We start from the raw sequence: 24,111 nt of genomic DNA on the forward strand, positions 1-24,111 counted from the left end.
GCTTCTCTACTTGTCCCCTTGCACCCGTCAGGAAACCCGGTCGGCCTCGTAACGGCGGTTCAGCGTGGCAGCCACCCACAGGGCCAGCAGCGGCAGCACCAGCAGGGCTGCCCACTGCACCGGACCGAGCAGCGTCGGCTCGGGGGCGCGCACGTTGTGGGCGATCAGACCGCCGAACCCCACCCGGACCAGCGGCCAGCACACGACAATCGGGACAGCCGCCACCACCAGCCGCCGCAGGACCGGCGCCGGCGACCGCAGCACGCCGAGCACCACGAGCACCACGGCCGCGCCGTAGCAGACAACCGCAGGCACCGGCACCGGACGCCAGCCCAGCATCAGCTGCGGAGTCGATCCGTGCAGCAGCACGGAGCCCACGCCGCCGATCACGACCAGCGCGGCGGCGGCCGCCACGCTGCCCGTCCCCACAGGCAGCGCCTTCCCTGAGGTCAGCAGGGAGGCGACCGCCACGACCGTTGCCGCGACGAGCATCCAGTAGACGTCGAGCAGCCGGGCCGGCGTGTCGAGGTAGAGCCCGAGTGGCGGGACCGCTTCCGCGACCACCCCGGCCGTCGCCGCCAGGGCCGCGAGCCGGTGCCGGCCGAGCAGCGCCAGCAGCAGCACCAGGGCCCAGGCACCGGGACGCAGCAGCTCCGCCGACGGAACGGGCGGGGTGAACTCCGCGCCGTACCGCAACAATGCGGTCTGCTCGATGGCGAAGCGGTGCAGCCCCACGGCGAGCAGCAGCAGGCTTCCGAACACCTGCACGGCCCGGGCGGCCTGCACCCAGCGTTCGTCGCGCAACCCGCTCCTCCGCCGCCGCCATCGCACGGCGAGCGCGGAGAGCACCAGGTCGACCACGTCGCGAGGGCCGGGCCCGCGCCGGCCGGGCGCGGTTTCGGCGAGCAGGACGCCGATCATCTCTTCCTCGTATTCCCGGCGGTGGTCGGGTGGATAGACCCTCAGCAGGCGCCGGTAGCGGCGTTCCAGCGGGCTCATCCAGCCTCCCTGTTGCTCGTGACGCGCACCGACACCGTGTAGGTCTCCCGGGCGTGCAAGGCCACCGCGGCGAGCGCGAAGGCCAGGAACGGCACCGCGAGGAGCAGCAGGACGTCGGTCACCACCATGCCGGGCGTCACCGACCGCGCCAGCTCGATGCTGATCACCTCTGCCACCAGGCGCTGGGCGACCGGGACCGCGAGCACCGGCGCGAGCAGCACCAGAGCCCGGCGCCGGACCGGGCCAGGAATGCGCCACAGGCCGGCGAGCACGAATGCCGCGGCGGCCGGCAGGAGCACCTCCGGGATCGTGGTCAGGCCCAGGAGCTGCGCCGGCGATATCCAGAACCGGAGCAGAACCGTGCCCACGCCGGCCAGCGCGAGACCGGCGGCGGTCAGGGCACGGCCGCGGCGGTCCAGGACCGTGGTGGCCGGGCGGCCGCGCCGGGACAGGACCAGCAGGGCCAGCGTGAGCAGGGCCAGGGCCGGAGCCCAGGACATGCGGATCGCGCGGAACTCCTGGCTGGGCAGCCAGACCACGATCGCGGCCAGCTCCACGAGCAGCGCCACGACGGTCAGCGCCACCGCCGTGCGACGGGCGGCGAGCAGCACGGCGGCCAGGACGGCCAGCCAGGCCAGCGAACGGGCCCCCGCATCGAGGAGCAGGCCGCCGTCGAGGCCGAGAAAGCGCATCGGGTCGTCGTACCGGAGGTAGTAGGTGAGGCCGACGATCAGCCGGCGGCAGGCCACGGCCGCGAGCAGCACGACGCCGAGCAGGGCGGCCACGGCCGCCGCGTCACGCCAGGCCGTCCCCCGCAGCCCCCGCGCGCCACGGCCGAGCCGCGCGACCAGGCCCGACCACAGCAGGTCGGCGGCGTCGGCCAGGGCCGGGCGACGCTGGCCGGGCTCGGCGCCGGCCATCAGGACTCCCACCATCTCCTCCTCGTAGGCGCGGCGGTGCTCGGCGGGATAGACCGCGAGCAGCCGGCGGTAGTGGATCTCGAGCGGCGCGGTCACGCGGACGCACCTCCCAGGCCGTGCAGGGTGCGCAGCCGGCCCTCGGCGAGGGTGGCCTGGCGGCGCAGTCGGCCGGACTCGGCGGCCAGCCGCTGCTCGCCCACGCCCGTGAGCCGGTAGTAGCGGCGCAGCCGGGACTGCACGACCTCTTCGCGGTCGACCTCGATGAGGCCCTCGACGCGCAGCCGGTCGAGGGCGGCGTAGAGCGTGCCGGCCCGCAGGCGCACGCGGCTGTCGGTCATCCGGACCACGTCCTCGATCACGGCGTAGCCGTGCTGCGGGCCGGCGGCCAGCGCGGTGAGGACGAGGAACGTCGGTTCCCGCATCGGTGAGTCGCTCATGCCGGCAGCATATACCGATGACATGTATATACGCCAAGCGGTTCGTACGCTGGATGGCGGGTAGACCACTACGACCGAGCAGAAGGAGCGCCGATGAGCGTGCCGTACACCCTGGCAGCGGAGACCGAGCCCAGTCAGCTGGGCGGCCTGACCGGCTGGGTGGCATCGGTCATCGAGTCGCTCGGCGAGGTGGGCGTCGGCCTGCTGGTGGCGCTGGAGAACCTGATCCCGCCGATCCCCAGCGAGATCGTGCTCTCCATGGCCGGCTACCTGGCCGGCGCGGGCCGGGTCGACCTGGTGCTGGTCGCCGTCGCGGCCACGGCGGGCTCGGTGCTCGGCGCCCTGGCGCTCTACTGGCTCGGCTACGCGCTCGGCGAGGAGCGGCTGCGCCGCTGGCTGGACCGCATCCCGCTGGTCGACGCGGACGACCTCAATCTGGCCGACCGCTGGTTCGAACGGCACGAGAAGGGCGCGGTCTTCTTCGGCCGGATGGCGCCGGTGGTCCGCAGCCTGGTGTCCATCCCGGCCGGCGCCAACCACATGAAGCTGGGCGCGTTCACGCTGCTCACCACGCTCGGCAGCGGCCTGTGGAACTGCCTGTTCATCGGCGGCGGCTACGCGCTCGGCTCCCGCTGGCAGCAGCTGGAGACCTACAGCAGCTACTTCGACTACGCGATCATGGCTTTCTTCGTTGTCGCGATCGCCGCCTGGGTCGGCAAGAAGGTGCGCAAACGGCGGCGCGCGACCGCGGATCGGTGATCCACGGCCGCGCGCCCGGAGCCGGACGGGTCAGAAGCCCGCGCTGATCTTCGTGAAGGCCCAGTCGGCCTGCGCGATGCCACTGCAGTTGGAGACCACGCCGCCGCCGGCGCAGCCGCGGTCGCGGTTGACCGCCCAGAAGGTGAACCGCGCGAGGTTGTTGTTCTTCGCGTAGTCGCGGATCCGGGTCCAGGTGTCGACGCTGGTCAGCTCCTGCTGGTCGGACAGGCCGTTCATGCCGGAGATGCCCATGTGCGAGTACGCCTGCGCGTCGGTGTACCCGAAGGTCGTCTTGAGCTGGTTCTTCAGGCCCTCGGAGGCGCCCACCGTGCTGGCGTACATGTCCGCGCCGCCGCCGAAGTCGAACGGCATCTGGGTGAAGATGTCGATGTTGGCGCCCAGCGCCTTGGCCTGCGTGATCAGCCGGATGCCGTAGTAGTTCGGGCCGGTCGGCGAGGTGCCGAAGGTGAGGATCGTCTTCACCGAGGGGTTCTTCTGCTTGACGATCTTGAGGGCGCCGAGGATGCGGTCCTGCACCACGGTGTTCTCGAACTCGTCGCTGTTCTCGATGTCGATGTCGATCGCCTTCAGGCCGAACGCGTCGATCACCTTCTGGTACGCGCCGGCCAGCGCCTCCGCCGTCGCGCAGTTGGGGCCGAGCTTGTTGCCGCTCCAGCCGCCGATCGACGGGACCACGCTGCCGCCGGCCGCCTGGATCGCCGCGATGGTGCTGGCGTGCACGCCGCCGGTCAGGCCGCCCTCGCCGTCCCACACCGGGTTACAGCCGTTGGCCAGCACGAACGCGATGGTGAAGGCCTTGATGCCGGTCGCACTCATGACCGTCGACGGCGCCGGCGGGTTGCCCCAGCCCGGGTAGATGTACGGCGCGGACGCCATCTTGGTGCCGGTGGCCGGCGGGGTCGTCGGGCCGGTGGTGGGCGGGGTGGTCGGCGGCGTGGTCGGGTCGACCACGCCCCCGCAGGCGCCCTTGTCGGCCCAGACGCCCCACTGCCCGCTGGCGGTCGGGACCTCGTTGGTGGTCCACCACTTCGCGGTGTAGTTCTTCGACTGGTACGAGACCTGGTTGTCCTTGACGTAGATCGCCGAGGCGCTCCAGGCCGGCGCACAGGCGACGGCCGCCGAGGCGCCCGGCGCGAGCACGACCGTGGTGCCGACCCCGGCCGCGGCCAGGACCATCGCCAGCGCGACGGCGTACTTCTTCCTGAGTTTCATTCCGGACTTCTCTCCAGTGGGGGCTGGTGATCAGGGCAGGGTGGACAGGTGCGGCTTGACGGTGTTGGCCCAGCCGTTGCCGGCGGTGACGTCCCAGTTGATCGACCAGGTCATCGCGCCGCGCAGGCCCGGGTAGGTGCGCGGCGGCCGGAAGGAGCCGCAGTTGGTGCCGCGGGCCAGGCAGTCGAGGGCCTGGTTGACCACGGACGGCGCGACGTAGCCGCCGCCGGCCGCGCTGGTGGTGGCCGGCACGCCGAGCGCCACCTGGTCGGGGCGCAGCCCGGACTCCAGCTGGATGCAGGCGAGGGCGACGAGGAAGTTGACCGTGCCCTGGCCGTACGCGGCGTTCTGGTCGCAGCCGAGCATCGCGCCGGAGTTGTAGTACTGGGTGAAGACGACCGTGAGGATGTCCTTGATGTCCAGCGCGAGCTTGAAGTACGAGCCGGCCGGGTTCTGCATGTCGATGGTCTGCGGCGCCATCGTGATGATCAGGTTCGCCCCGGCCTTGGCCCGCAGGCTGCGCAGCGCCTGGCCCATGTACGTCGGGTTCAGCCCGTTCTCCAGGTCGATGTCGACGCCGTCGAAGCCGTACGTCTGCATCAGCGAGTAGACCGAGTTCGCGAAGTTGGTCGCGGCGGTTGCGTCGTTGACCGAGACCGAGCCCTTCTCCCCGCCGACCGAGATGATGACCTTCTTGCCGCGCGCGTGCAGCGTCGCGACATCGGCCTTGAACTGGTCGTTGGTGTAGCCGCCGACCGACGCCGACAGCCCGGCGTCGATGGTGAACGAGACCGCGCCGGGGGTGCCGGTGGCGTCCGCGAAGGCGACCGCGATCAGGTCGTAGGTGCTCGGCACCGCGGCGAGCTTGATCTCGTTCGCCGGGTTGTCGAAGTTCTGCCAGTACCCGGTGAGGAAGTGCGCCGGCAGGGTGCCGTTGCCGGGCGGCACCGTGGTGGGCGGCGTCGTCGGCGGCGTCGTGGGCGGGGTCGTCGGTGGCGTGGTCGGCGGGGTCGTCGGCGGGGTCGTCGGCGTGACGCCGCCCTCGCAGGCGCCCTTGTCGGCCCAGACGCCCCACTGGCCGCTGGCGGTCGGGACCTCGTTGGTGGTCCACCACTTCGCGGTGTAGTTCTTCGACTGGTACGAGACGTTGTTGCCGTTGACGTAGATCGCCGAGGGGCTCCAGGCCGGGGAACAGGCGACGGCCGCGCTCGCGGACGAGCCTGAGTAGACCGCGGAGCCGGCCGCCACCAGGGCGGCGGACACGGCAAGGACAAGGGATCGGCGCATGGGGGTGGGCCTTCCACGTCGAACAGTGAGGTTAGTTGATTATTAGGACTGTTAACAGAACTAGTCCAGACCCCGGCGCCTTAAAGTTCTTTAAGGTGGAAAAGGGCCGAAGGCGCTGCTCACGCCCCCGGCCCTTCCATATAGGTATTGATAAAAGCCGCTACCTGCGGAACTGGATCCAGTTCACGTTGACGAAGTCGGCCGGCTGCCCGCTGGTGAAGGTCAGGTGGACGGTGTGCCGCCCGGAGACGTTCGCGACGTTCGCCGGCACCGAGCGCCAGGACTGCCAGCCGCCGGTGTTCGCCAGCGCGAAGCTGCCGATCGGCGCGTTGCTGCGGCTGTCGATCCGCACCTCGACGAGGCCGCTGATGCCGGACCCCGCCCCCGAGGACACCCGCCCCACGAAGTCCCGTACGCCGCCGGTGCCGAAGTCGACGTTGTTGAACTGGAGCCAGTCGCCGTTGCTGATCGCGCCGACGTTCTGGCCGCCCTCGGACGCCGCCTCCTTGATGACCGCCGACGCCGCGTCGTAGGACTCGGCCTGGATCTGGCCGTAGGCGTCCCGCACCCCGCCGGCCGGCGGAGTCGTGGGCGGCGTGGTCGGCGGCGTCGTGCCACCGCCCGTGCCCGACCGGTACACGGCCACGTAGTCGACCAGCATCGGCACGCCGGACTGGGTCGAGGCGAACGGGCCACCGCCGAACGCGGCCGGGAAGCCGCCGCCCATGGCCACGTTGAGGATGATGAACACGCCGCGGTGGGTGGCGTTGTTCCAGGTCGTCGCGTCCATCTGGTTCGCGCTGACCTGGTGGTACTGCGCACCGTCGAGGTAGAAGCGCAGTTGCTCGGGCGAGACGCTGCGGTCGTACTCCACCGCGTACGTGTGGAAGGCGGTGCCGCAGGTCGGGCAGGACTTCTCGCCGCTGCCGAGGCCGGTGGTCTCGTTGCACGGGCCACCCGGGTTGACGCCGCAGTGCAGCGCCGAGAACACCGAGGGCCGACCGTTGATCGACTCCATGATGTCCCACTCGCCGATGCTCGGCCAGTTGGTCGCGCCCACCGGCCGCGCCGCGTCACCCAGCGTCCAGAACGCGGGCCAGTAGCCCGCGGCCGCCGCCCCGGTGACGTTCGGCTGTTGCAGCCGGCCCTCGATGCGCAGCTTGCCGCCGGCCGGCGCGGCGAAGTCGGTGCGCTGGGTCTCCACCCGGCCCGAGGTCCAGTTGCCGGCGGCGTCCCGGATCGGCTTGATCGCCAGGTTGCCGTTGCCGTCGTGGTAGACGTTCTGCGTCGAGTCGGTCATCCGCTCGACCTCGCCGGTGCCCCAGTTCGCCGCGCCGCCGGGATAGCTCGTCCCGATGTCGTAGAGCCAGTTGCTGCGGTTGAGACCGGTGCCCGCGGCGCCGGTGAAATCGTCGCTGAAGATCAGCGACATGCCCGACGGCGCGGGCGGCACGGCCGCGTCGGCCTGCGCGACGAAGAGGGCGGAGGCACCGCCGGCGATCACTGCCGCGGCGGCGGCCAGCCACCGCCGCCGCCACTTGTATCCGGAACTTCTCATGACAACGGCCTTTCGGAGGGGGACGGCCCGCTGAGAGCGCTCTCACGAAGTTTCCAGGGTGTTACGGATTTTTGTCAATATGGATGACTACCGATTTGCACCGGCCGTCGGGCGACGCCATATCACCTGCTCAAGCGCCGTCCAGGCGGCCGACGTGACCAGGTAGAGGCCGCCGGCCAGGGGCAGCCAGGCGACCATCACCACGGTCAGGAACGGAACGACTCCGAGCAGCCACCGCACCGGGCCGCCGCCGGCCGGCAGCAACCGCCGGGCCCGCCGCGACGACCACCACGCCAGCCCGGTGGCCAGCACCAGCAGCACGGCGAAGACCGGCAGCCCGGCGGCGAGGTGCGCGGCCAGCGGCACTCCGAACAGGTGGCCGGCCAGCACGCCGGTGGGCGTACCGGAGCCGGGCTGGACGAGGCCGTACATGAGCATGAAGAACGGCGCCTGGGCCAGCGCCGGCAGCAGCGCCGCGCCCGGGCCGGCCCCGTTGGCCCGCTGCAGCGCGAGCGTCTCGGTGGCCAGCAGCACCGGGTCGTCGCGGTGCCGTTCCCGCAGGGCCGCCAGCTGCGGCGCCAGGGCGGCCCCGCGCCGGGCCGACCGGGCCTGCAGCCAGCTGAGCGGGCTGATCAGCAGCCGGACGGCGATGGTGAAACCGATGACGGCCAGGGCGGCGGAGAGCCCACCGGCGGCCGGGGTCAGGAGGGTGGCGAGACCCTCGAGGGCGGAGTGCGCGACACCGACAACGGCGTCCAGCGCGGCGGAGATGGACATGGGCGTACCCCTGCGGTCCCGGGAAGGAGAATGGACGCGGAGACGGCCGGTGCCGGGGCGCGCGTCAGCGCGCGGAGAGCACGACCGCCGGGTACGCCGACGGGGCTCGCGGACGCGGCCGCCCGGCCGCGCCGGGGTCCAGCAGCCGGGGCAGCCGCCGGGAGCGGGCCCGCGCCGCCAGGCCGACACCGGCGGTGGCCGGCTGCCGGGCCGGCAGCGGGACGACAGCGGCGGCCAGCACCACCAGCAGGGCCGCGGCCACCACGGCGAGGCCCAGCGCGAGCTGGGCGGAGGTGCCCGCGGCAGGGCTCTGCAGGGCGGCGAACACCCAACAGCCCAGCAGCACCATGCCCGCGACGCTACGCCCGTGGCGCAACCTCCGTTTTCGGGCGCGACCGGACGGGTAATTTGCCGGCATGGTTACTCCGGAGAGCACGGCGACGGCGACCACGATCTCCGAGGAGATGGCCGACGAAGCACAGTCCCAGGGTCTGCTCACGCTCGGCGTGGAGGAGGAATACCTGCTGGTCGACGCCGCCGAGCCGCACGCGGTGGAGCTGGTCGAGGAGGTCTTCGACCAGCTGCCCGACGACATCCGCGACTCGGTCCAGCACGAGTTCATGCGCAGCCAGATCGAGACCGCAAGCCCGCCGCAGCTGGAGCTCTCCGACCTCTTCGAGTCGATGACCCGGCTGCGGGCCGGCCTGGCGGCCGCGGCGGAGCGCGCCGGCGCCCGGCTGGTCGCGGTGGGCGCCAGCCCGTTCCCCGGCGAGACCTTCCGGGTCGTCGACCGGCCCCGCTACCACCGGATGCGGGAACGGTTCGGCGACCTGTCCCCCGGCGCCGGCTCGAACGGCATGCACGTGCACGTCAGCGTCCCGGACCCGGAGACCGGCGTGCAGGTGCTCAACCACCTCCGGCCCTGGCTGCCGATCTTCCAGGCCGCCACCGCGAACTCGCCGTACTTCGGTGGCCGGGACACCGGCTATGCCAGCTGGCGCTCGATGCTCTGGGAGCGCTGGCCCACGGTGGGCCCGACGCCGTACCTGGAGTCGCACGAGCAGTACGAGACGATGATCGCCGACCTGGTCGCAAGCGGCGCGATGCTCGACGAGGGAATGCTCTACTGGTACGCGCGGCTGTCGGCGAACTACCCGACCGTGGAGATCCGGATGGGTGACGTCTGCCCGACGCCGGACGACGCCATGCTGCTGGCCGCGCTGGCCCGCGGGCTGGTGGCGACGGTGCTGCGGGAGGTCGAGGACGGCCGGCCCGCACCGCAGGTGCCGCACCCGCTGCTGATGGCCGCGCACTGGCGCGCCGCGCACGACGGACTGGAGGGCGTCAACATCGACATGGCCACCCGGGAGCCGCGACCGGCCTGGAAGCTGATGCGCCAGCTCTTCGACTACGTCCGCCCGGAGCTGGAACGGCACGGCGACCTGGAGATGGCGACCGTGCTGATGGGCCGGCTGCGGGCGCACGGCACCGGCGCCGCCCGGCAGCGGGCGCTGTTCGGCCGGCACGGCTCGGTCGACCCGGTCGTGGACTGGCTCGCGGCGGTCACCCGGGGCCGGCGATGAAGCTCGTGGTGGTCGGCGGCGACGCGGCCGGCATGTCCGCCGCGTCGCAGGCCCGCAAGCGGCTGGGCCCGGACCGGCTGGAGATCGTCGCGTTCGAGCGGGGGCACTTCACGTCCTACTCGGCGTGCGGGATCCCGTACTGGATCGGCGGGGCGGTCAAGGACCGCGACGCGCTGATCGCGCGCGGGCCGCAGGAATTCCGGGACGCCGGTATCACCGTGCACATCCGGCACGAGGTGACCGGCATCGACCTGGACGCGCGCGAGGTCGTGGTGCGCGATCTGGACGGCGGCGGCGAGCGCCGGGAAGGTTTCGACCACCTGATGTACGCCACCGGCGCGACACCGGTGACCCCGGACTGGGCGCGCGTCGACGGCGGCGGCGTCTTCGGCGTGCAGACCCTCGACGACGGTGCGGCCATCCACGCCTGGCTGGACGGCGAGCCGCGGCCCCGGAAGGCGGTCGTGATCGGCGGCGGCTACATCGGGGTGGAGATGGCCGAGGCGATGATCCGGCGTGGGCTGGAGGTGACGCTGCTGGAGAAGGCGGCACAGCCGATGTCCACGGTGGACCCGGACATGGGCGAGCGGGTGCGCGAGGCGATCTGCGGGCTCGGCATCGAGGTGCGGACCAACACCCACGTGCGGGGCCTGGAGACCCGGGACGGCCGGATCACCGCGGTGGTCACCCCGGAGGGCGCGCTGCCGGCCGACATCGTGGTGCTGGGCCTGGGGGTACGCCCCAACACCGCGCTCGCCGTGCGCTCGGGCATCCCGGTCGGGGTGACCGGCGGGCTGCGGACCGACCTGCGGATGCGGGTGGTGGGTCCGCACGGGCACCTGGACGGGATCTGGGCGGCCGGCGACTGCGTGCAGACCGTGCACCGGATCAGCGGCCAGCCGGTGCACGTGCCGCTGGGCACCCACGCGAACAAGCAGGGCCGGGTCGCGGGCATCAACATCGGCGGCGGTTATGCGACGTTCCCGGGCGTGATCGGCACCGGGGTGACCAAGGTGTGCGAGCTGGAGGTGGCCCGCACCGGGCTGAGCGAGAAGGAGGCGGACCGGGCCGGCTTCGCGTTCGTCACCGCGAGCGTCGAGTCGACCAGCCGGGCCGGTTACTACCCGGGCGCGAGCACCATGGTGGTGAAGCTGATCGCCGAGAAGCGCACCGGGATGCTGCTCGGCGCGCAGATCGTGGGTCGCGAGGAGGCGGCCAAGCGGATCGACGCGCTGGCGATCGCGATCTGGAACCGGATGACCGTGGAGGAGATGACGGCGCTCGATCTCAGCTACGCGCCGCCGTTCTCGCCGGTGTGGGATCCGGTGCTGATCGCCGCGCGCAAGGCCACGGACGCGGTGCACGCGGCGGGCTGACGCTTATCGTCCGATGTGTCGTCATCAATCCGCTCTGCGGCCAACGCCCTGAGCTGCATCGATCACTTTCGGTCAGGCAATGATCACGAAAGCGGTATCGTTTTCGATCTTGTTAACCGGTAGGCATGACGAATGCCGTCGCTCCCCTCACCCCGACCGGCGCCGGAGAACAGGCCGCGACACGCGGCCCGGCCGGCGACCGGCGCCCGACGTGACGGTGCGCTGACCGCGACAACCGGCGGTTTCCCGCACGTGCAGATCCTCGAGGGCGAGACGTCCTACGGACGGCACCGGCGCCCCGAGTCGCTGGCCGATCCCACGGTGCTCCGGCCGCCGCCGGCGATCAGGGTGGCCGGCGGACGCCGTACCTCTCTCGACCTGACCCCGCGGCGGTCCCGGCTGGACGGTCGGCGCACGGCCGGCACCGCCCGCCGGACGGTCCGGACCGGCGGTCCGGCCCGCGGCCGGCACGCCCGGAGCACCGACCCGCTCGCCATCACCGTGCGCCCACTGCCCGTGGTCCGCGACGCCGCCGAGGCGGTCCGCGGGTGGGCGTTGGCGGACAGCGGCCGGCCGCCGGTCACCGGCAGCCACCGCGCCCCGGGCACCCTGCCGATCGAGTCCTGGCTGCTGATCGGCCGGCGCCGGCAGCAGGCGCTGCTGGCCACCCTGGTCGCGGTCGGCCTGATGCTGATCGTCGTGCCCATGCAGCAGCGCGGCGGCACCGAGGTCAACCCGGTCAACGCCGCCGACCACGCGATCGCCACCGAGACCAGGGCGCCCGCCAAGAAGCCCGGGAAGACCCCGCAGCAGGAGGCCGGGGCGCCCGCCGCGGCCCCGAAGCCCACCTCGTCCACGCCCGGCAAGCCGGCCGCCGAGCCCTCCGGCCCGGCCCAGCCGCCGGCGTCCGCGGCGGCGTCCCCCGTGATCCAGGTGCCCCCGGGCGACGGGCCGGCCCAGTCGCTGCGCACCACCGGCACCGCCACCGTCGCGCTCACCTTCGACGACGGTCCCGACCCGGTGCAGACCCCGAAGATCCTCGAGCTGCTCGCCAAATACCAGGTCAAGGCGACGTTCTGCGTGGTCGGCGTGCAGGTCAAGCGGCACCCGGAGATCGTCCGGCAGATCGCCGCAGCCGGGCACACGCTCTGCAACCACACCTGGAGCCACAGCCTGACCATCGGCCGGGCCAAGCCGGCGAAGATCCAGGCCGACCTGCGCCGCACCAACGCGGCGATCGAGGCGGCGGTGCCGGGCGCGCAGGTCCCGTTCTTCCGCGCGCCGGGCGGCAACTTCACCGACCCGCTGGTGCAGACCGCGTACGCCGACGGCATGACCTCGCTCTACTGGGAGGTCGACCCCCGCGACTGGGAGCACGCCGACAACGAGGACGACGCCACCCACGTCGAGAAGATCGTCAAGAGCGTGCAGAAGGACGTCAAGCCGGGCGCGATCGTGCTCTCCCACGACTTCAACCAGCCGGACACCATCCTGGCGTACGAGCAGTTGCTGCCCTGGCTGGCCGAGAAGTTCGAGCTGGGCATCCCGCAGGCGCAGCCGGAACCCCTGGTCGAGGCGCCGCTCAGCTAAGGCTGGCAGGTAGGGCACCAGTAGAGGTTGCGGCCGGCCAGCGGCCCCCGCAGGATCGCCGTGCCGCAGACCAGGCACGGCTGCCCGGTGCGGCGGTAGACGTACACCTCGCCGCCGTGCCGGTCGACCCGCGGCGCCCGCTGCATCGCCTCCGGGGTGTGGGCGCTGTGGACGGTGTCGATCCGTCCCCGGACGACACCCTCCTTCATGAGCGCGCGCAGGTCGTCCCAGAGCTCGTCCCAGCACTGCGCGCCGATCGCCCGCCCCGGGGTCGTCGGCGCCAGACCGGCCCGGAACAGCACCTCGTTGGCGTAGATGAGCCCGCACCCGGCCACCACCGCCTGGTCCAGCAGCAGCGCGAAGACCGGTTTGCCGCTCGCCGCCACCCGTGCGTACGCCGGCCGGGGCGACGCGTCGTCCCGCAGCGGGTCCTGACCCAGCCGGGCCCGCAACGCCGCGACCAGCACCGGGTCGAGCACCTCACAGGCGGTCGGCCCGCGCAGCTCCAGCCAGTGCCGCGCGCCGGAGAGCCGCAACCGCACCTGACCGACCGGCGCGGGCGCGGGCAGCTCACCGTCGGCGAACGTGCCGTACAGCCCGAGGTGGATGTGCAGCGTCGACTCGCCGGCGAAATGGTGCAGCAGGTGCTTGCCGTACGCCTCGGTGTCGAGCAGCACGCGGCCGTCGAGCAGGGCGGCCCCCGCGGCGAACCGGCCCTGCGGGCTGGCGACCCGGACGGTCTGACCGGCGAAGAGCTCCCGGTGCCGGGCGGCGAGGCGGTGAATGGTGTGTCCCTCTGGCACCGGAGAACCCTAGCCTTTCGCCCTGAGGAGAATCGCTGGGATCAAGCGCCGTTACCGGGGAAGGTGGTAGACGTCGAATGCCGGGTGGGTGCGACACGCATCCGGCTCGTGCGAGAGGGTGGGTCCATGAGAGTTGACGAGATCGCGATGCGGGCGGGTGGCGCATCCTTTGACGACCAGGTCTTCGAGCGGTTGCTCCGGGAGCGCATCATCTTCCTCGGCAGCGAGGTCAACGACGAGGTGACCAACCGGATCTGCGCCCAGCTGCTGGTGCTGGCCGCGGCCGACAGCGAGAAGGACATCGCCCTGTACATCAACTCGCCGGGTGGCTCCATCAGCGCGGGGATGGCCGTCTACGACACGATGCAGTACATCAAGAACGACGTGGCCACGATCGCGATGGGCATGGCGGCCTCGATGGGGCAGTTCCTGCTCTGCGCCGGCACCCCCGGCAAGCGGTATGCGCTGCCGCACGCCCGGGTGATGATGCACCAGCTCTCCGGCGGCATCGGCGGCACCGCGGCCGACATCGCCATCCAGGCCGAGAGCATGTTGCACATCAAGTCGGTCATGAACGAGCGGATCGCGTTCCACACCGGGCACACCCCGGAGGAGATCGGCCGCGACTCCGACCGCGACCGCTGGTTCACCGCCCAGGAGGCCAAGGACTACGGGATCGTCGACCACGTGATCACCAAGGCGACCGACGTCAACGCGACGTCCGCCCTGGTCTGACGCGCTCCCGGCGGCGGGTGCCCGGCTCTGCCGGCGCCCGCCGCCGACGCGTTTGTGTCGCCGGCCGGCCATCGGGGTATAGGCAGTGCATTCCCCGAAGGTTGAAGGAGGTGCTGACGTGAGACTCCCGACGTTTTCCCGCCAGTCCGACACCACCGCTGAGACCGATAGCCGACCGGCCGGCTCGACCGCCCCGGTGCGCCCCCGCACCGATGGCACCGTCGCCCCACCGCCGGCGGCGCCGCCCGTGGTCGAGCGCCGCCGCCCCGCCGACGAGGACACGCTGGTCAACCAGCGCGCCGTCGGCAGCGAACCGAAGACCCGTGACGACCTGAAGAGCCGTGACCTGCAGGCCCCCCGCCCGGTCGCCCGGCGCGACGCCGACGAGAAGACCATCGAGCAGCCGCCGGTTGTCGCCGGGCCCAAGCCGCGGGCCAGCCTGCTGGCCACCCTCGGCCTGATCGTCAGCGTCGGGGCCGCCCTGCTGGTGCTCTCCGGCCCGCTGCTCGGCTACGGCATCGGCCTGGCCGTGCTGGGCCTGATCCTCTCGCTCAGCGGCGTGCACGCCACCGGCAAGCGGCACATCGCCGGCAAGACCGACGCGCTGATCGGCATGGTCCTCTCGCTGGCCGCGATCGTGGTCGGCGTGCTCGCGCTGACCGGTTCGCTCTCCTGGCTCGGCACCGACATGCAGCCGGTGGTCAGCGTCCGGGAGTGGCTTGACGCACAGTTTGTCGACCGCTTCTGACGGGTATTCGACATTCACCGGCGGCGATGCGCTGTCGGTGACATCCGGAACCGGGACGGTTACCAGCCGTTCCCGCCCCGGGAGCAACCGGCGGTGCGCCGGGCTTCATTCGGCACGGGATCACCTCGTAGTGCGGGGGCGGCGGTTCGCCGTCCCCGACGCGTGTGCGTCCCGGTGCGTGCAACGAATCTCCGCGACGACCCCCGATCACGCAACGATCCGCCGCCGTGCGCATGGTTGATCCGGGTCGTACGCCCGTACTTCACGCATAGCGTTGCCGCATGACGTCCACCGCCACCCCGCGCCGCTATCTCATGTGCCGGCCCACCCATTTCGCCGTCACGTACCGGATCAATCCGTGGATGGACCCGACGGCGCCCTACGACAACCCGCTGGCCGTGAGCCAGTGGGAGAACCTGCGGCAGACGTTCCTCGGCCTCGGCCACACCGTCGAGCTGATCGAGCCCCTGCCCGGCCTGCCCGACATGGTCTTCGCCGCCAACGGCGCCACCGTGGTCGACGGCAACGTGCTGGCCGTGCAGTTCCGCGACGCCGAGCGGGCCGACGAGGCCCCGGCGTACGCGGCGTGGTTCGCCGAGAACGGCTTCCAGGTCTTCGACGCCAAGCACACCAACGAGGGCGAGGGCGACATCCTGCTGGCCGGCGAGGTGCTGCTGGCCGGCACCGGGTTCCGCACCGCGCACGCCGCGCACGCGCAGGTCCAGGAGGTCTTCGGCCGTCCGGTGATCACGCTCCAGCTGGTCGACCCGGCGTACTACCACCTCGACACCGCGCTGTGCGTGCTCGACGAGCGCAACATCGCGTACCTGCCGTCGGCGTTCTCCGCGGGCTCGCAGGCGGTGCTGCGCCGGCTGTTCCCGGACGCGGTCCTCGCCACGCCGGCCGATGCCGAGGTGCTGGGGCTCAACGCGGTCAGCGACGGCCGTACCGTGGTGTTGCCGGTGCAGGCCACCGCGCTCACCGCCGCGCTGCAGGCGGCCGGGTACCAGACCGTCGGGGTCGACGTCTCGGAACTGCGCAAGGCCGGCGGCGGCCCGAAGTGCTGCACCCTGGAGGTTCGTACCCGTGACTGATCTTGACCTGCGGACGCCCGCCGCGCTGGCCGACGCCGAGCGCTGGACCGCGCACAACTACCACCCGCTGCCGGTCGTGATCGCGGACGCCGAGGGCGCCTGGGTCACCGACGTCGACGGCCGCCGCTACCTGGACTTCCTCGCCGGCTACTCGGCGCTGAACTTCGGCCACCGGCACCCCGCGCTGATCGCCGCCGCACACGCTCAGCTGGACCGGCTCACGCTGACCAGCCGGGCGTTCGTGCACGACCAGTTCGCGGAGTTCTGCCACGGGCTCGCCGAGCTCTGCGGCAAGGACCTGGTGCTGCCGATGAACACCGGCGCCGAGGCCGTGGAGACCGGCATCAAGGTGGCCCGCAAGTGGGGCTACCAGGTCAAGGGCGTGCCGGACGGGCAGGCGGAGATCATCGTCGCGGACGGCAACTTCCACGGCCGGACCACGACGATCATCAGCTTCTCCACCGACCCGGACGCCCGGGACGACTTCGGGCCGTACACCCCGGGCTTCCGGATCGTGCCGTACGGCGACCTGGCGGCACTGGCCGGCGCGATCACCCCGAACACCGTCGCCGTGCTGCTGGAGCCGATCCAGGGCGAGGCGGGCGTCCTCATCCCCGCCGAGGGCTACTTCGCCGGGGTCCGGGCGCTCTGCGACGACCAGAACGTGCTGTTCATCGCCGACGAGATCCAGTCCGGGCTGGCCCGCACGGGCAAGACCTTCGCGATCGAGCACGAGGGCGTCGTACCGGACATGTACCTGCTCGGCAAGGCGCTCGGCGGTGGCATCGTGCCGGTGTCCGCGGTGGCGGCGAACCGGGACGTGCTCGGCGTGCTCCGGCCCGGCCAGCACGGCTCGACCTTCGGCGGCAACCCGCTGGCCTGCGCGGTCGGCGCCGCGGTCGTCCGGCTGCTGGCCACCGGCGAGTTCCAGGAGCGGTCCGCCCGGCTGGGCGCGCTGCTGCACGAGCGGCTGGCCGCGCTGGTCGGGCACGGGGTGCTGGCGGTGCGCGGACGCGGGCTGTGGGCCGGCGTGGACATCGACCCCGCCCTGATGACCGGCCGGCAGGCCGTCGAGCGGCTCGCCGAGCGCGGCATCCTGGCCAAGGACACGCACGGCTCGACGATCCGGCTGGCGCCCCCGCTGGTCGTCACCGAGGAGGACCTGGAGTACGCGGTGGCTCAGTTGCGAGCCATCCTCAGCGCCTAACGCTCGAACTTGCGGATGGCCATGGTCGGCGCCTCGGCCATGACCGACGACGGCTGGGTCACGCCTCCGGTGGACCAGAGCTTGGCCCGGCCGACGTTCACGCCCGCGTACAGCTCGACCATGTCGTTCGCCGCCAGCGTGCGGGTCTCGTCGCGGTTCAGGGTGATCCGGTCGTCGTCGTCCAGCGAGCCGTTCGGGCGGATGCCCGTACCGTTGGTGCTCACGTCCTGGGCGGTCAGCTCGCCGCCGTTGAGCGCGAGCCGCACGTGGCCGCGGCTGATCCACTTGCGGGCGTCGTCGGTCAGCCACTGGCCCAGCATCACGCCGCCGCCCTCGGGGGCGCGGCCGACGACCACGGGCTTGTCGGCCGAGACCACGAAGCGCTGCCGCACCACGCCGTCGATCCGGACCGAGAGCACCTCGACCGCCGGGCGGGCGCCGGTGTCGCGCAGCCGGGTGCCGTGCCGCGGGCAGGTCGGCGCGCCCGAGCGCAGCGACGGCGGCGGCTGCGCCACCGGGGCGGTCACCTTGCGCATGTCCGCGAACGGGCTGTCCGGGTCGCCGCCGGAGCCGTACGCGACGCAGTTGGACTCGGGGCAGCTCCACAGCCGGGCGAGCAGCTGCTGGCCCACCGGCGAGGGCTCGCCGACGGCCGGGATCTCGCCGCGGCCGACCCGGGCCACCAGCACCGGGCCGCCGGCGCCGGGCACCGCGGCGAGCAGCCGGCCCGGCTCCTCGACCCACGGGCGGCGGTCCCGGAACTGCTCGCCGCGGGCCCGGGTCAGCACCGGCAGGCCGAGCAGCTCGGCCACCTCGTAGACCCGGTCGTCGAGCTGCGGGACCACCTCGACCACGCCGTCGTCCGCCCAGCGGCGGACCACCATGCGCTCGTTGGAGGTCAGGTCGGCGTCGGAGAGCAGGCCCCGGGGCACCACGGCGTAGACCGGGACGTTCTCCTCCGAGACGTGCCGGCCCAGCGCGTCGATGACCAGGCCGAGGCGCAGCATGCTGGCCGGGCGACCGCCGTCGAGGTCGGCATACCGCACGATCTCGGACAGGTCGACCACGGCACGGGCCAGGGCCGGGTCGGTGGTGAGCCGGGCCTCGATGGCGTCGAGGACCTTACTGACCTCGAATCTCACGGGGCCTCCCTGTACGTACGCGTGCGGCTACCTCCGGCCATCATGCCGTCTGGTGCCGCCGGGCCGCGAATCAGGGGCTCAGGACGCGTCGGCCAGGATCCGGTCGATGCGGTTGGCGAGCGCGATGTCACGAGTCGTGACGCCGCCGGCCGCATGGGTGACACACCGGAAGGTCAGCGTGCGCCAGCGAATATCGATGTCCGGGTGGTGGTCCATCTCCTCGGCGACCTTCGCGACCCGGTCGACGACTGCTATCGCCGCCGGGAAACTGCGCAGGCCGACGGTGCGCACGATCGCGTCCGGTCCGCCCTCCCAGCCGTCGAGGACGGCCACGGCACTGCGTACGGAATCGGCGTCGAGCAGGTCAGCCATGAGTCAACCTTAGTGCCCGTACGCTCCCCGGCCACGATGCCTTGAGCTGGATGTCGCGCGGGGGCCCCGGCCAGGTGTCCGTTTGCGCGGCAGTCCCATCGGGCAAACCAGGCACCGACCGTCGTCACCCCCGGACGCGGCAGGGCAAAGGAAGGACCCACATGCGGACGCCACGACTCGCCGGACTCGGCCTCGTATCTATGGCCGCGGTCGCTTTCGCGGTGACCGGCTGCGCGGACAACACCACCACCCCCAGCGCCGGCCCGGCCTCGGAAACGCCCAGCGCGTCCGCGAGCGCGGGCACCGCCGACCCGGCCGCCACCGCCGCGCTGGCCTCGGCCACCGCCGCGCTCGGCACCACCAGCTTCAAGGTCACCATGACCTCCGGGCCCGGCCTCAAGCTCACCGGCCTGATGGACGCCCCGAACGGCACCGGCACCGCGGACCTCACCGCCACCGGCCCGAACACCGAGATCACCGTGAAGACGCTGCTGGTCGGCCAGGACCTCTACGTCAAGGTGCCGGGCGTGACCAAGGGTGACACCTGGACCCACGTCGACGTGTCCCGGCTGCCCGCCGGCGCCAACGTCGGCTTGCGCCCCGGCCAGATCGACCCGGCCAACACCGCGCAGCTGCTCACCTCGACCACCGACGTACGGCAGGTGACCCCGCGCAGCTACGAGGGCACGCTCGACCTGACCAAGGCGGCCAACGTGGCGGGCGTGGACCCGACGCTGGTCAAGACCTGGGGCGCGCAGGCGCAGAACGTGCCGTTCACGGCCGGCCTGGACGAGCAGGGCCGGCTGTCGGCGCTGACCATCCAGCTGCCGGCGGTCAACGGCCAGCAGGCCCAGCCGCTCGAGGTGCTCTACACCGACTACGGCACCACGGTCGAGGCGAAGAAGCCGGCCGCCACGGAGACCACCGAGGCGCCGGACAGCCTGTACACCAGCCTGGGCGGCTGACCCCGGAGGCCCGGGCGCGCACTCAGCGCGCCTGGGCCCCGGTGTGCCGGCGCGCGGTCCAGTCCGTGCCCAGCGGGCGGGACTGCGGCCGGTTCTCGTCGATCCAGGCGTCGATGCGGGCCCACCAGTCGTAGAGCCAGACCACCCGTTCCTCCTCGTCGGCCGGGATCTCCTCGGGCGGCACGCTCCAGAACCGCATCACCAGCTGCTTGTCCATCGGCAGCTCGCGCCACACGTCGCGGACCGTGACCATCCGGTCCAGCCCGGTGTGCGCGACGAAGATGACCCCCGCGTCCGGCGCCGCGTCGATCGCGGTGAACAGCCCACCCGGCTTCGGCGGCAGCACGTTGCGCAGGCCCTCGGCCCGGACCGCCATGTCCTCCAGGCCCTTGGCGCGCAGGAACGCGATCGCCCGGGTACGCCGCCGGGGCGTGAAGTTGCCCCCCTCCGGAAAAATCACGAAGGCGTCGTTGTCGTCCAGCCCGGTGGCCAGCTCGCTGATCTCCTGCGCCAGCGACGCGGTCCGGGTGTGGCCCGGCGAGATGAACCTGTTCGGCAACCGGTTGAGCAGGATGTCCACGGCCGGATCCCACTGCAGCGTCGCCTTGAGCACGATCCGCGGCTCCCGGTCGAACCAGTTGACCAGCCCGTGGATGAGCACGAACGAGTCACCCGGCCCCGCGTGCCGGCTCACCACGACCTCCGGGCGCCCCGGCATGCCGGTGTCCGGGTCGGTGCCGACCACCTCGATGGTCAGGTGCAGCGACCACTTGGCCAGCCAGAACAGCACATCGAGGAACCAGCCGGTGAGCACGTAGTGGGCGCGCTGGAAGGCCGGGCTGCGGATCTTCCACCCGCACCCGGAGGCGAACCAGAGCACGGCCAGGCACACCAGCGCCGCGGCGTCCCAGACCAGGTAGGCGATGGCCAGGAAAACCAGCCGCGGCACCCGCAGATGCCCCGGCGCCAGCGGCGACGCGGCGAGCGCCAGCAGCAGCCACACCGGCAGCGTGGCCAGCAACGCAACCGAGAGCACAACCACGGCAGGGGCGATGACCAGCCGACGGACCCAGACCGGCGGCAGCATCAGGCACCGGGATTGACGTCGGCGGCCAGATAACGCCGCGAGGCCGTGTAGGCCCGGCTGATCCGGCGACCGGCCGCAGCCATGTCCCGGTACGCCCACGGCGAGTCGTCGCGGCTCTCCCCACCACCGGTCGGCAGCACATGCACCCGTACATCGTCGGGCAACGACGCAACATCCCGGGCGAACCGGTGCCGGCGGGCGATCTCAAAAGCCACCTGAGCCACCTCCCACGGCCGCTTCGGCGCAACCAGCGGCCGCTCGATCCGCCCGACCTGAAGCACAAAAATCAGCTTGGCGCCGACCCGGACAGCCTCCCCGATCGGAATCGAGTTGACGATCCCCCCATCGACAAAATGCTCCCCACCGATCTCCATCGGCGGCAGCAGCCCCGGCACGGACGACGAGGCAAGCACGGCATCCACCAGCGGACCACTGTCGAACCAATGCTCAGCGGCCCGCTCGATGCTGGCGGCGCAACACCGGAAAGGCACCTTGAGATCGGCGAAGGTGGCCTGATCCCCGAGCTCACCGATGAGCAGCCGCCGCAAAGGCATCGGCGAATGCAGATGGGTCCGGGCGGCGAAACGCCGAAGCTGGCGAGCAAGCGAGTCACCGTAGACCTCGGCAGCCTCGGGCGAGGACCAGAGCCGAACCAGCCGCTCGGTGACGGCCTCGGAGGGATCGGCGGCGACGAGGGCACCGTTGACTGCACCGATGGAGGTGCCGATCACGACATCGGGCCGGTAGCCGGCCCGGAAGAGGGCACGCAACATGCCCACCTGCACAGCACCGAGCACACCACCGCCACCGAGCACAAAAGCAACCGGACTCCGCATCCGCTCATCGTGTCACGGGGAGCATCCGCATCAAGATCAAGATCAAGATCTGGATGTCGTGCGTGGTTGCATGGCACTGACCGTCGCTCCCGCCGAACGCAGGGTGATTGCATGGCTCCACCCTCCAGCTGGTTGCATGGCATCCACCCGCCGGCCGAGTGCATGACCTCCACCCGCCGACTGAGTGCATGACCTCCACCTCCCCGGCTGGGCGCATCACCTCCATCCACCCGCCGGCTGGACGCATCACCTCCATCCACCCGCCGGCTGGACGCATCACCTCCATCCACCGCCAGCTGGACGCATCACCTCCATCCACCGCCGGCTGGGTGGATTGTGGGCTTGGGCGGGAGATGACTCACGCGGCTGTAGCGGTCGACTGTCGTGGCCGGAACACACGCCGTTGGGTAACCAGCCCGGCGGGCGCCAGGTATCACTCAAGCTATCCGTGCCCTGCCTCGATGATCATGACCGCAGGCCGCGGCCATCACCCCGATCAAGGCTGTCGGCGGGCAGGACATGGGCATCCTGGTGGATCTTGTAGCGCGCTGGTCAGCTCCGCACCACTCAACTTTCGCCATTTCCGGATCACGACCCGCGCGCTCCAGCAGATACCCGTTTTAATTGGACATGAGGGGATTTGACCTCTGGGAGGCGTGTGGCAGTAGCGGAGGCGGCGGGCTTCATATCAGGAGGAAAGGGGCGCGAGTAGTGGACCTTGTAGCGATGTGGCTCCGCTGGATCGTTTTAGCTCACCAAGATCTGCAGGAAGGGCTGCGCCGAGGCCGCGACGGCCACACGGCGAGAAGTCGAGCGCACCACACCTCCACCAGCTTCGTGACGCGACGTGACGTGACGCGACGCGACGCGACGCGACGTGGCTGACGCGACGTGGCGTGGCGTGGCGTGACGTGACGTGACGTGGCTGGCGTAGCGTGGCGTGACGCCAGGCGACGCGACGTGGCGTGGCGCGAGGTGGCGTGGCTGGCGTGGCGCCTCACTCCAGCTGTGGCAGTGATCCCGATCGCGACTCCGACCCGACCCCGGAGTTCCAACCCCCAACCACTGGCTCCTATCGCCGAAATGGCGTGTATCCGTCGTGCCACATTTGTGGGCTTATCTTGTCTGCCCATGCGCAGGCCGAGCGCCGAGGCCGGGTAGCGATGGTGGGGGGCGCTGGACTCGGTGCGGGGATGAGGCGGGGGCCGGGGTTTGGGCTGGTTGGGGTTCTGGAGGTGGGGTGGGGCGTGCCATCATCACTGCCGTGGCGTTCAGTCGGCGGGCCGTGCTTTCGGGTGGGTTGGCGTCTGCGGCCGTTGCGCTCGCCGGGTGTGCCGAGCGGGCCGGGCCCGTTTGGGCTGAGCCGGCGCCCTCCGCGGTCCCCGTGGCGGAGCAGGTGCCGGTAGCCCCTTCCACCACCGTCGGCAGTGCCGCCAGACCCACGCCCGCGCAGACCCGGGCCGCCGCGCCGCCCGCCTACGCCGCTCGGGTGCAGAACGCCCTCACCAAGTACCTCAAGCCCACCCCCGACAACCCGAGGCATCCCGGATACGCCGGCGCGGTGGCGCTGGTGGTGGCTGATGGGCAGACCACGTTGCACGCCGCGGTTGGGCATGCGTTGCGGTACAAGGCCGGGCCGGTTGAGCTGGCCGCGGCCAAGCGCGTACCGATGCGGCCTGACTCGATCTTCGATCTGGCCTCGCTCACCAAGGTCTATACCGCCCTGCTGGTGCTTCAGCTCGTCGACCGGGGCAAGGTTGACCTGGACGCTCCCCTGCAGCGGTATCTGCCCGAGTTCACCGGCGCCGGCAAGGGCAAGATCACGATTGCCATGCTGCTGGCGCACACCTCCGCGCTGCCTGTCGGCGCCAAGGTCACCGGGCTGGCGGACAACACCGCCCGGTGGCAGGCGGTGCTGGCCACGCCGCTGGTCAAGGGTGGGGTGCCGGGGACCACGTTCCGCTACTCCAGCGTGGGGCTGATGGTGCTGGGCCGGCTGGTCGAGAAGCTCACCGGCAAGTCTCTGGACAAGGCGTTGCGGGACAACCTGCTGACCCCGCTCGGTCTCAAGGACACCGGCTTCCAGCCGATGAAGTGGGTGGCCGACAAGCAACGCCTGGTCGCGACCGACGCCCGCTCGTCGCGGGGGCTGCTCCGTGGCACGGTGCACGACGACGTCTGCAACCGGCTCGGCGGGGTGGCCGGGCACGCCGGGCTTTTCGGTACGGCGAAAGACGTCGCCGTCATCGGCCGGCTGCTGCTCGACGGCGGCGCCTACAACGGCAAGCGGCTGCTCTCGGCCGAGGTGTTGCAGGCCGCCCTGACCAACGTCAACAAGGGCAAGAAGGCCATCGACGCGGACCGGCCCAACCGTACGGCGGACCACGGGCTGGGGCTGGAGCTGAACCAGTCCTGGTTCATGGGCCGGCTCGCCGCGCCCGCGACGTTCGGCCATACCGGGTTCACCGGCACGTCGTTGCTGGTCAGCCCGGCCCGTCGGATGGTGGTGGTGCTCCTGACGAACCGGGCGCACCCGAACTGGAGCTGGTCCGACCCGGACACCCACCGGGTGGCGGTCCACAACGCTCTCGCTTGAGCCCGCG

23 protein-coding genes are annotated in these 24,111 nt (G+C 71.7%); 10 read left to right on the forward strand and 13 right to left on the reverse strand.

Annotation, left to right across the window (positions count from 1 at the left end):
* Positions 1-27 precede the first annotated feature (27 nt).
* Genes ACIBQZ_RS31890 through ACIBQZ_RS31900 form a run of 3 tightly spaced genes read right to left on the reverse strand, consistent with a single transcriptional unit; the run spans position 28 to position 2,356 of the window.
* Positions 28-999 (reverse strand): hypothetical protein, encoded by a 972-nt coding sequence (locus tag ACIBQZ_RS31890; protein ID WP_396092527.1) that lies wholly within the window; start codon positions 997-999, stop codon positions 28-30.
* Positions 996-2,015, reverse strand: a complete 1,020-nt coding sequence (locus tag ACIBQZ_RS31895; protein ID WP_396092528.1) for a hypothetical protein — start codon at positions 2,013-2,015, stop codon at positions 996-998. The genes ACIBQZ_RS31890 and ACIBQZ_RS31895 overlap by 4 nt, the downstream gene beginning before the upstream one ends.
* On the reverse strand, positions 2,012-2,356 hold the full coding sequence (locus ACIBQZ_RS31900; RefSeq protein WP_396092529.1) for a PadR family transcriptional regulator: 345 nt from the start codon (positions 2,354-2,356) through the stop codon (positions 2,012-2,014). The genes ACIBQZ_RS31895 and ACIBQZ_RS31900 overlap by 4 nt, the downstream gene beginning before the upstream one ends.
* Positions 2,357-2,449: 93 nt before the next feature.
* Here ACIBQZ_RS31900 and ACIBQZ_RS31905 point away from each other — a divergent pair, with 93 nt between their 5' ends.
* Positions 2,450-3,115, forward strand: a complete 666-nt coding sequence (locus tag ACIBQZ_RS31905; RefSeq protein WP_396092530.1) for a DedA family protein — start codon at positions 2,450-2,452, stop codon at positions 3,113-3,115.
* A gap of 30 nt (positions 3,116-3,145) precedes the next feature.
* Here the strand turns inward: ACIBQZ_RS31905 and ACIBQZ_RS31910 are convergent, their stop codons facing one another.
* From ACIBQZ_RS31910 to ACIBQZ_RS31930, 5 genes are all read right to left on the reverse strand, one after another.
* On the reverse strand, positions 3,146-4,348 hold the full coding sequence (locus ACIBQZ_RS31910) for a chitinase (protein ID WP_396092531.1): 1,203 nt from the start codon (positions 4,346-4,348) through the stop codon (positions 3,146-3,148).
* A 30-nt stretch (positions 4,349-4,378) separates the two neighbouring features.
* Entirely contained in the window at positions 4,379-5,635 is a 1,257-nt protein-coding gene (locus ACIBQZ_RS31915) for a chitinase (protein WP_396092532.1), read from the reverse strand.
* A 160-nt stretch (positions 5,636-5,795) separates the two neighbouring features.
* Entirely contained in the window at positions 5,796-7,193 is a 1,398-nt protein-coding gene (locus ACIBQZ_RS31920) for a carbohydrate-binding protein (protein ID WP_396092533.1), read from the reverse strand.
* Positions 7,194-7,280: 87 nt separating this feature from the next.
* Complete coding sequence (gene yidC / locus ACIBQZ_RS31925; RefSeq protein WP_396092534.1) at positions 7,281-7,970, reverse strand: membrane protein insertase YidC; 690 nt, start codon at positions 7,968-7,970, stop codon at positions 7,281-7,283.
* A 64-nt stretch (positions 7,971-8,034) separates the two neighbouring features.
* Positions 8,035-8,319 (reverse strand): DUF6412 domain-containing protein, encoded by a 285-nt coding sequence (locus ACIBQZ_RS31930; RefSeq protein WP_396092535.1) that lies wholly within the window; start codon positions 8,317-8,319, stop codon positions 8,035-8,037.
* Between the two features lie 67 nt (positions 8,320-8,386).
* Here ACIBQZ_RS31930 and ACIBQZ_RS31935 point away from each other — a divergent pair, with 67 nt between their 5' ends.
* The 3 genes from ACIBQZ_RS31935 (at position 8,387) to ACIBQZ_RS31945 (ending at position 12,519) form a co-directional block, all read left to right on the forward strand.
* Positions 8,387-9,553 (forward strand): glutamate--cysteine ligase, encoded by a 1,167-nt coding sequence (locus ACIBQZ_RS31935; RefSeq protein WP_396092536.1) that lies wholly within the window; start codon positions 8,387-8,389, stop codon positions 9,551-9,553.
* The gene (locus ACIBQZ_RS31940; RefSeq protein ID WP_396092537.1) at positions 9,550-10,929 is read left to right on the forward strand and encodes an FAD-dependent oxidoreductase; all 1,380 of its coding nucleotides are present in this window, start codon (positions 9,550-9,552) and stop codon (positions 10,927-10,929) included. The genes ACIBQZ_RS31935 and ACIBQZ_RS31940 overlap by 4 nt, the downstream gene beginning before the upstream one ends.
* A gap of 252 nt (positions 10,930-11,181) precedes the next feature.
* Positions 11,182-12,519, forward strand: coding sequence for a polysaccharide deacetylase family protein (locus ACIBQZ_RS31945; RefSeq protein WP_396092538.1), 1,338 nt, complete (start codon positions 11,182-11,184; stop codon positions 12,517-12,519).
* On the opposite strand, the gene ACIBQZ_RS31950 is transcribed toward ACIBQZ_RS31945, so the two are convergent.
* Positions 12,516-13,322, reverse strand: a complete 807-nt coding sequence (locus ACIBQZ_RS31950; protein WP_396092539.1) for an Fpg/Nei family DNA glycosylase — start codon at positions 13,320-13,322, stop codon at positions 12,516-12,518. The genes ACIBQZ_RS31945 and ACIBQZ_RS31950 overlap by 4 nt on opposite strands.
* Before the next feature lie 126 nt (positions 13,323-13,448).
* On the opposite strand from ACIBQZ_RS31950, the gene ACIBQZ_RS31955 reads away from it, so the two are divergent.
* The 4 genes from ACIBQZ_RS31955 (at position 13,449) to rocD (ending at position 17,106) form a co-directional block, all read left to right on the forward strand.
* Entirely contained in the window at positions 13,449-14,057 is a 609-nt protein-coding gene (locus tag ACIBQZ_RS31955) for an ATP-dependent Clp protease proteolytic subunit (protein ID WP_396092540.1), read from the forward strand.
* Positions 14,058-14,175: 118 nt separating this feature from the next.
* On the forward strand, positions 14,176-14,805 hold the full coding sequence (locus ACIBQZ_RS31960; RefSeq protein ID WP_396092541.1) for a hypothetical protein: 630 nt from the start codon (positions 14,176-14,178) through the stop codon (positions 14,803-14,805).
* Positions 14,806-15,086: 281 nt separating this feature from the next.
* Positions 15,087-15,899 (forward strand): dimethylargininase, encoded by an 813-nt coding sequence (gene ddaH, locus ACIBQZ_RS31965; protein ID WP_396092542.1) that lies wholly within the window; start codon positions 15,087-15,089, stop codon positions 15,897-15,899.
* Positions 15,892-17,106, forward strand: a complete 1,215-nt coding sequence (gene rocD / locus ACIBQZ_RS31970; protein WP_396092543.1) for an ornithine--oxo-acid transaminase — start codon at positions 15,892-15,894, stop codon at positions 17,104-17,106. Before ddaH ends, rocD begins: the two co-directional genes overlap by 8 nt.
* Here the strand turns inward: rocD and ACIBQZ_RS31975 are convergent.
* Positions 17,103-18,248, reverse strand: a complete 1,146-nt coding sequence (locus ACIBQZ_RS31975; protein ID WP_396092544.1) for an FHA domain-containing protein — start codon at positions 18,246-18,248, stop codon at positions 17,103-17,105. The two genes, rocD and ACIBQZ_RS31975, sit on opposite strands and share 4 nt — an antisense overlap.
* Positions 18,249-18,326: 78 nt before the next feature.
* A complete protein-coding gene (locus tag ACIBQZ_RS31980; RefSeq protein ID WP_396092545.1) occupies positions 18,327-18,620 on the reverse strand; it encodes a 4a-hydroxytetrahydrobiopterin dehydratase in 294 nt (97 codons plus the stop codon).
* 200 nt (positions 18,621-18,820) lie between these two features.
* Between ACIBQZ_RS31980 and ACIBQZ_RS31985 the strand changes: the two genes are divergently transcribed.
* The gene (locus tag ACIBQZ_RS31985) at positions 18,821-19,585 is read left to right on the forward strand and encodes a hypothetical protein (protein ID WP_396092546.1); all 765 of its coding nucleotides are present in this window, start codon (positions 18,821-18,823) and stop codon (positions 19,583-19,585) included.
* 22 nt (positions 19,586-19,607) lie between these two features.
* Here ACIBQZ_RS31985 and ACIBQZ_RS31990 read toward each other — a convergent pair whose 3' ends face one another.
* Positions 19,608-20,672: a 1-acyl-sn-glycerol-3-phosphate acyltransferase gene (locus tag ACIBQZ_RS31990; RefSeq protein WP_396092547.1), complete on the reverse strand. Its 1,065-nt coding sequence runs from the start codon at positions 20,670-20,672 to the stop codon at positions 19,608-19,610.
* Positions 20,672-21,508 (reverse strand): patatin-like phospholipase family protein, encoded by an 837-nt coding sequence (locus tag ACIBQZ_RS31995; protein ID WP_396092548.1) that lies wholly within the window; start codon positions 21,506-21,508, stop codon positions 20,672-20,674. Before ACIBQZ_RS31995 ends, ACIBQZ_RS31990 begins: the two co-directional genes overlap by 1 nt.
* A gap of 1,396 nt (positions 21,509-22,904) precedes the next feature.
* Here ACIBQZ_RS31995 and ACIBQZ_RS32000 point away from each other — a divergent pair.
* Positions 22,905-24,104: a serine hydrolase domain-containing protein gene (locus tag ACIBQZ_RS32000; RefSeq protein ID WP_396092549.1), complete on the forward strand. Its 1,200-nt coding sequence runs from the start codon at positions 22,905-22,907 to the stop codon at positions 24,102-24,104.
* Positions 24,105-24,111 lie beyond the last annotated feature (7 nt).

Origin of the sequence: Actinoplanes sp. NPDC049599, from assembly GCF_044465625.1 — a bacterium.
GTDB lineage: Bacteria > Actinomycetota > Actinomycetes > Mycobacteriales > Micromonosporaceae > Actinoplanes.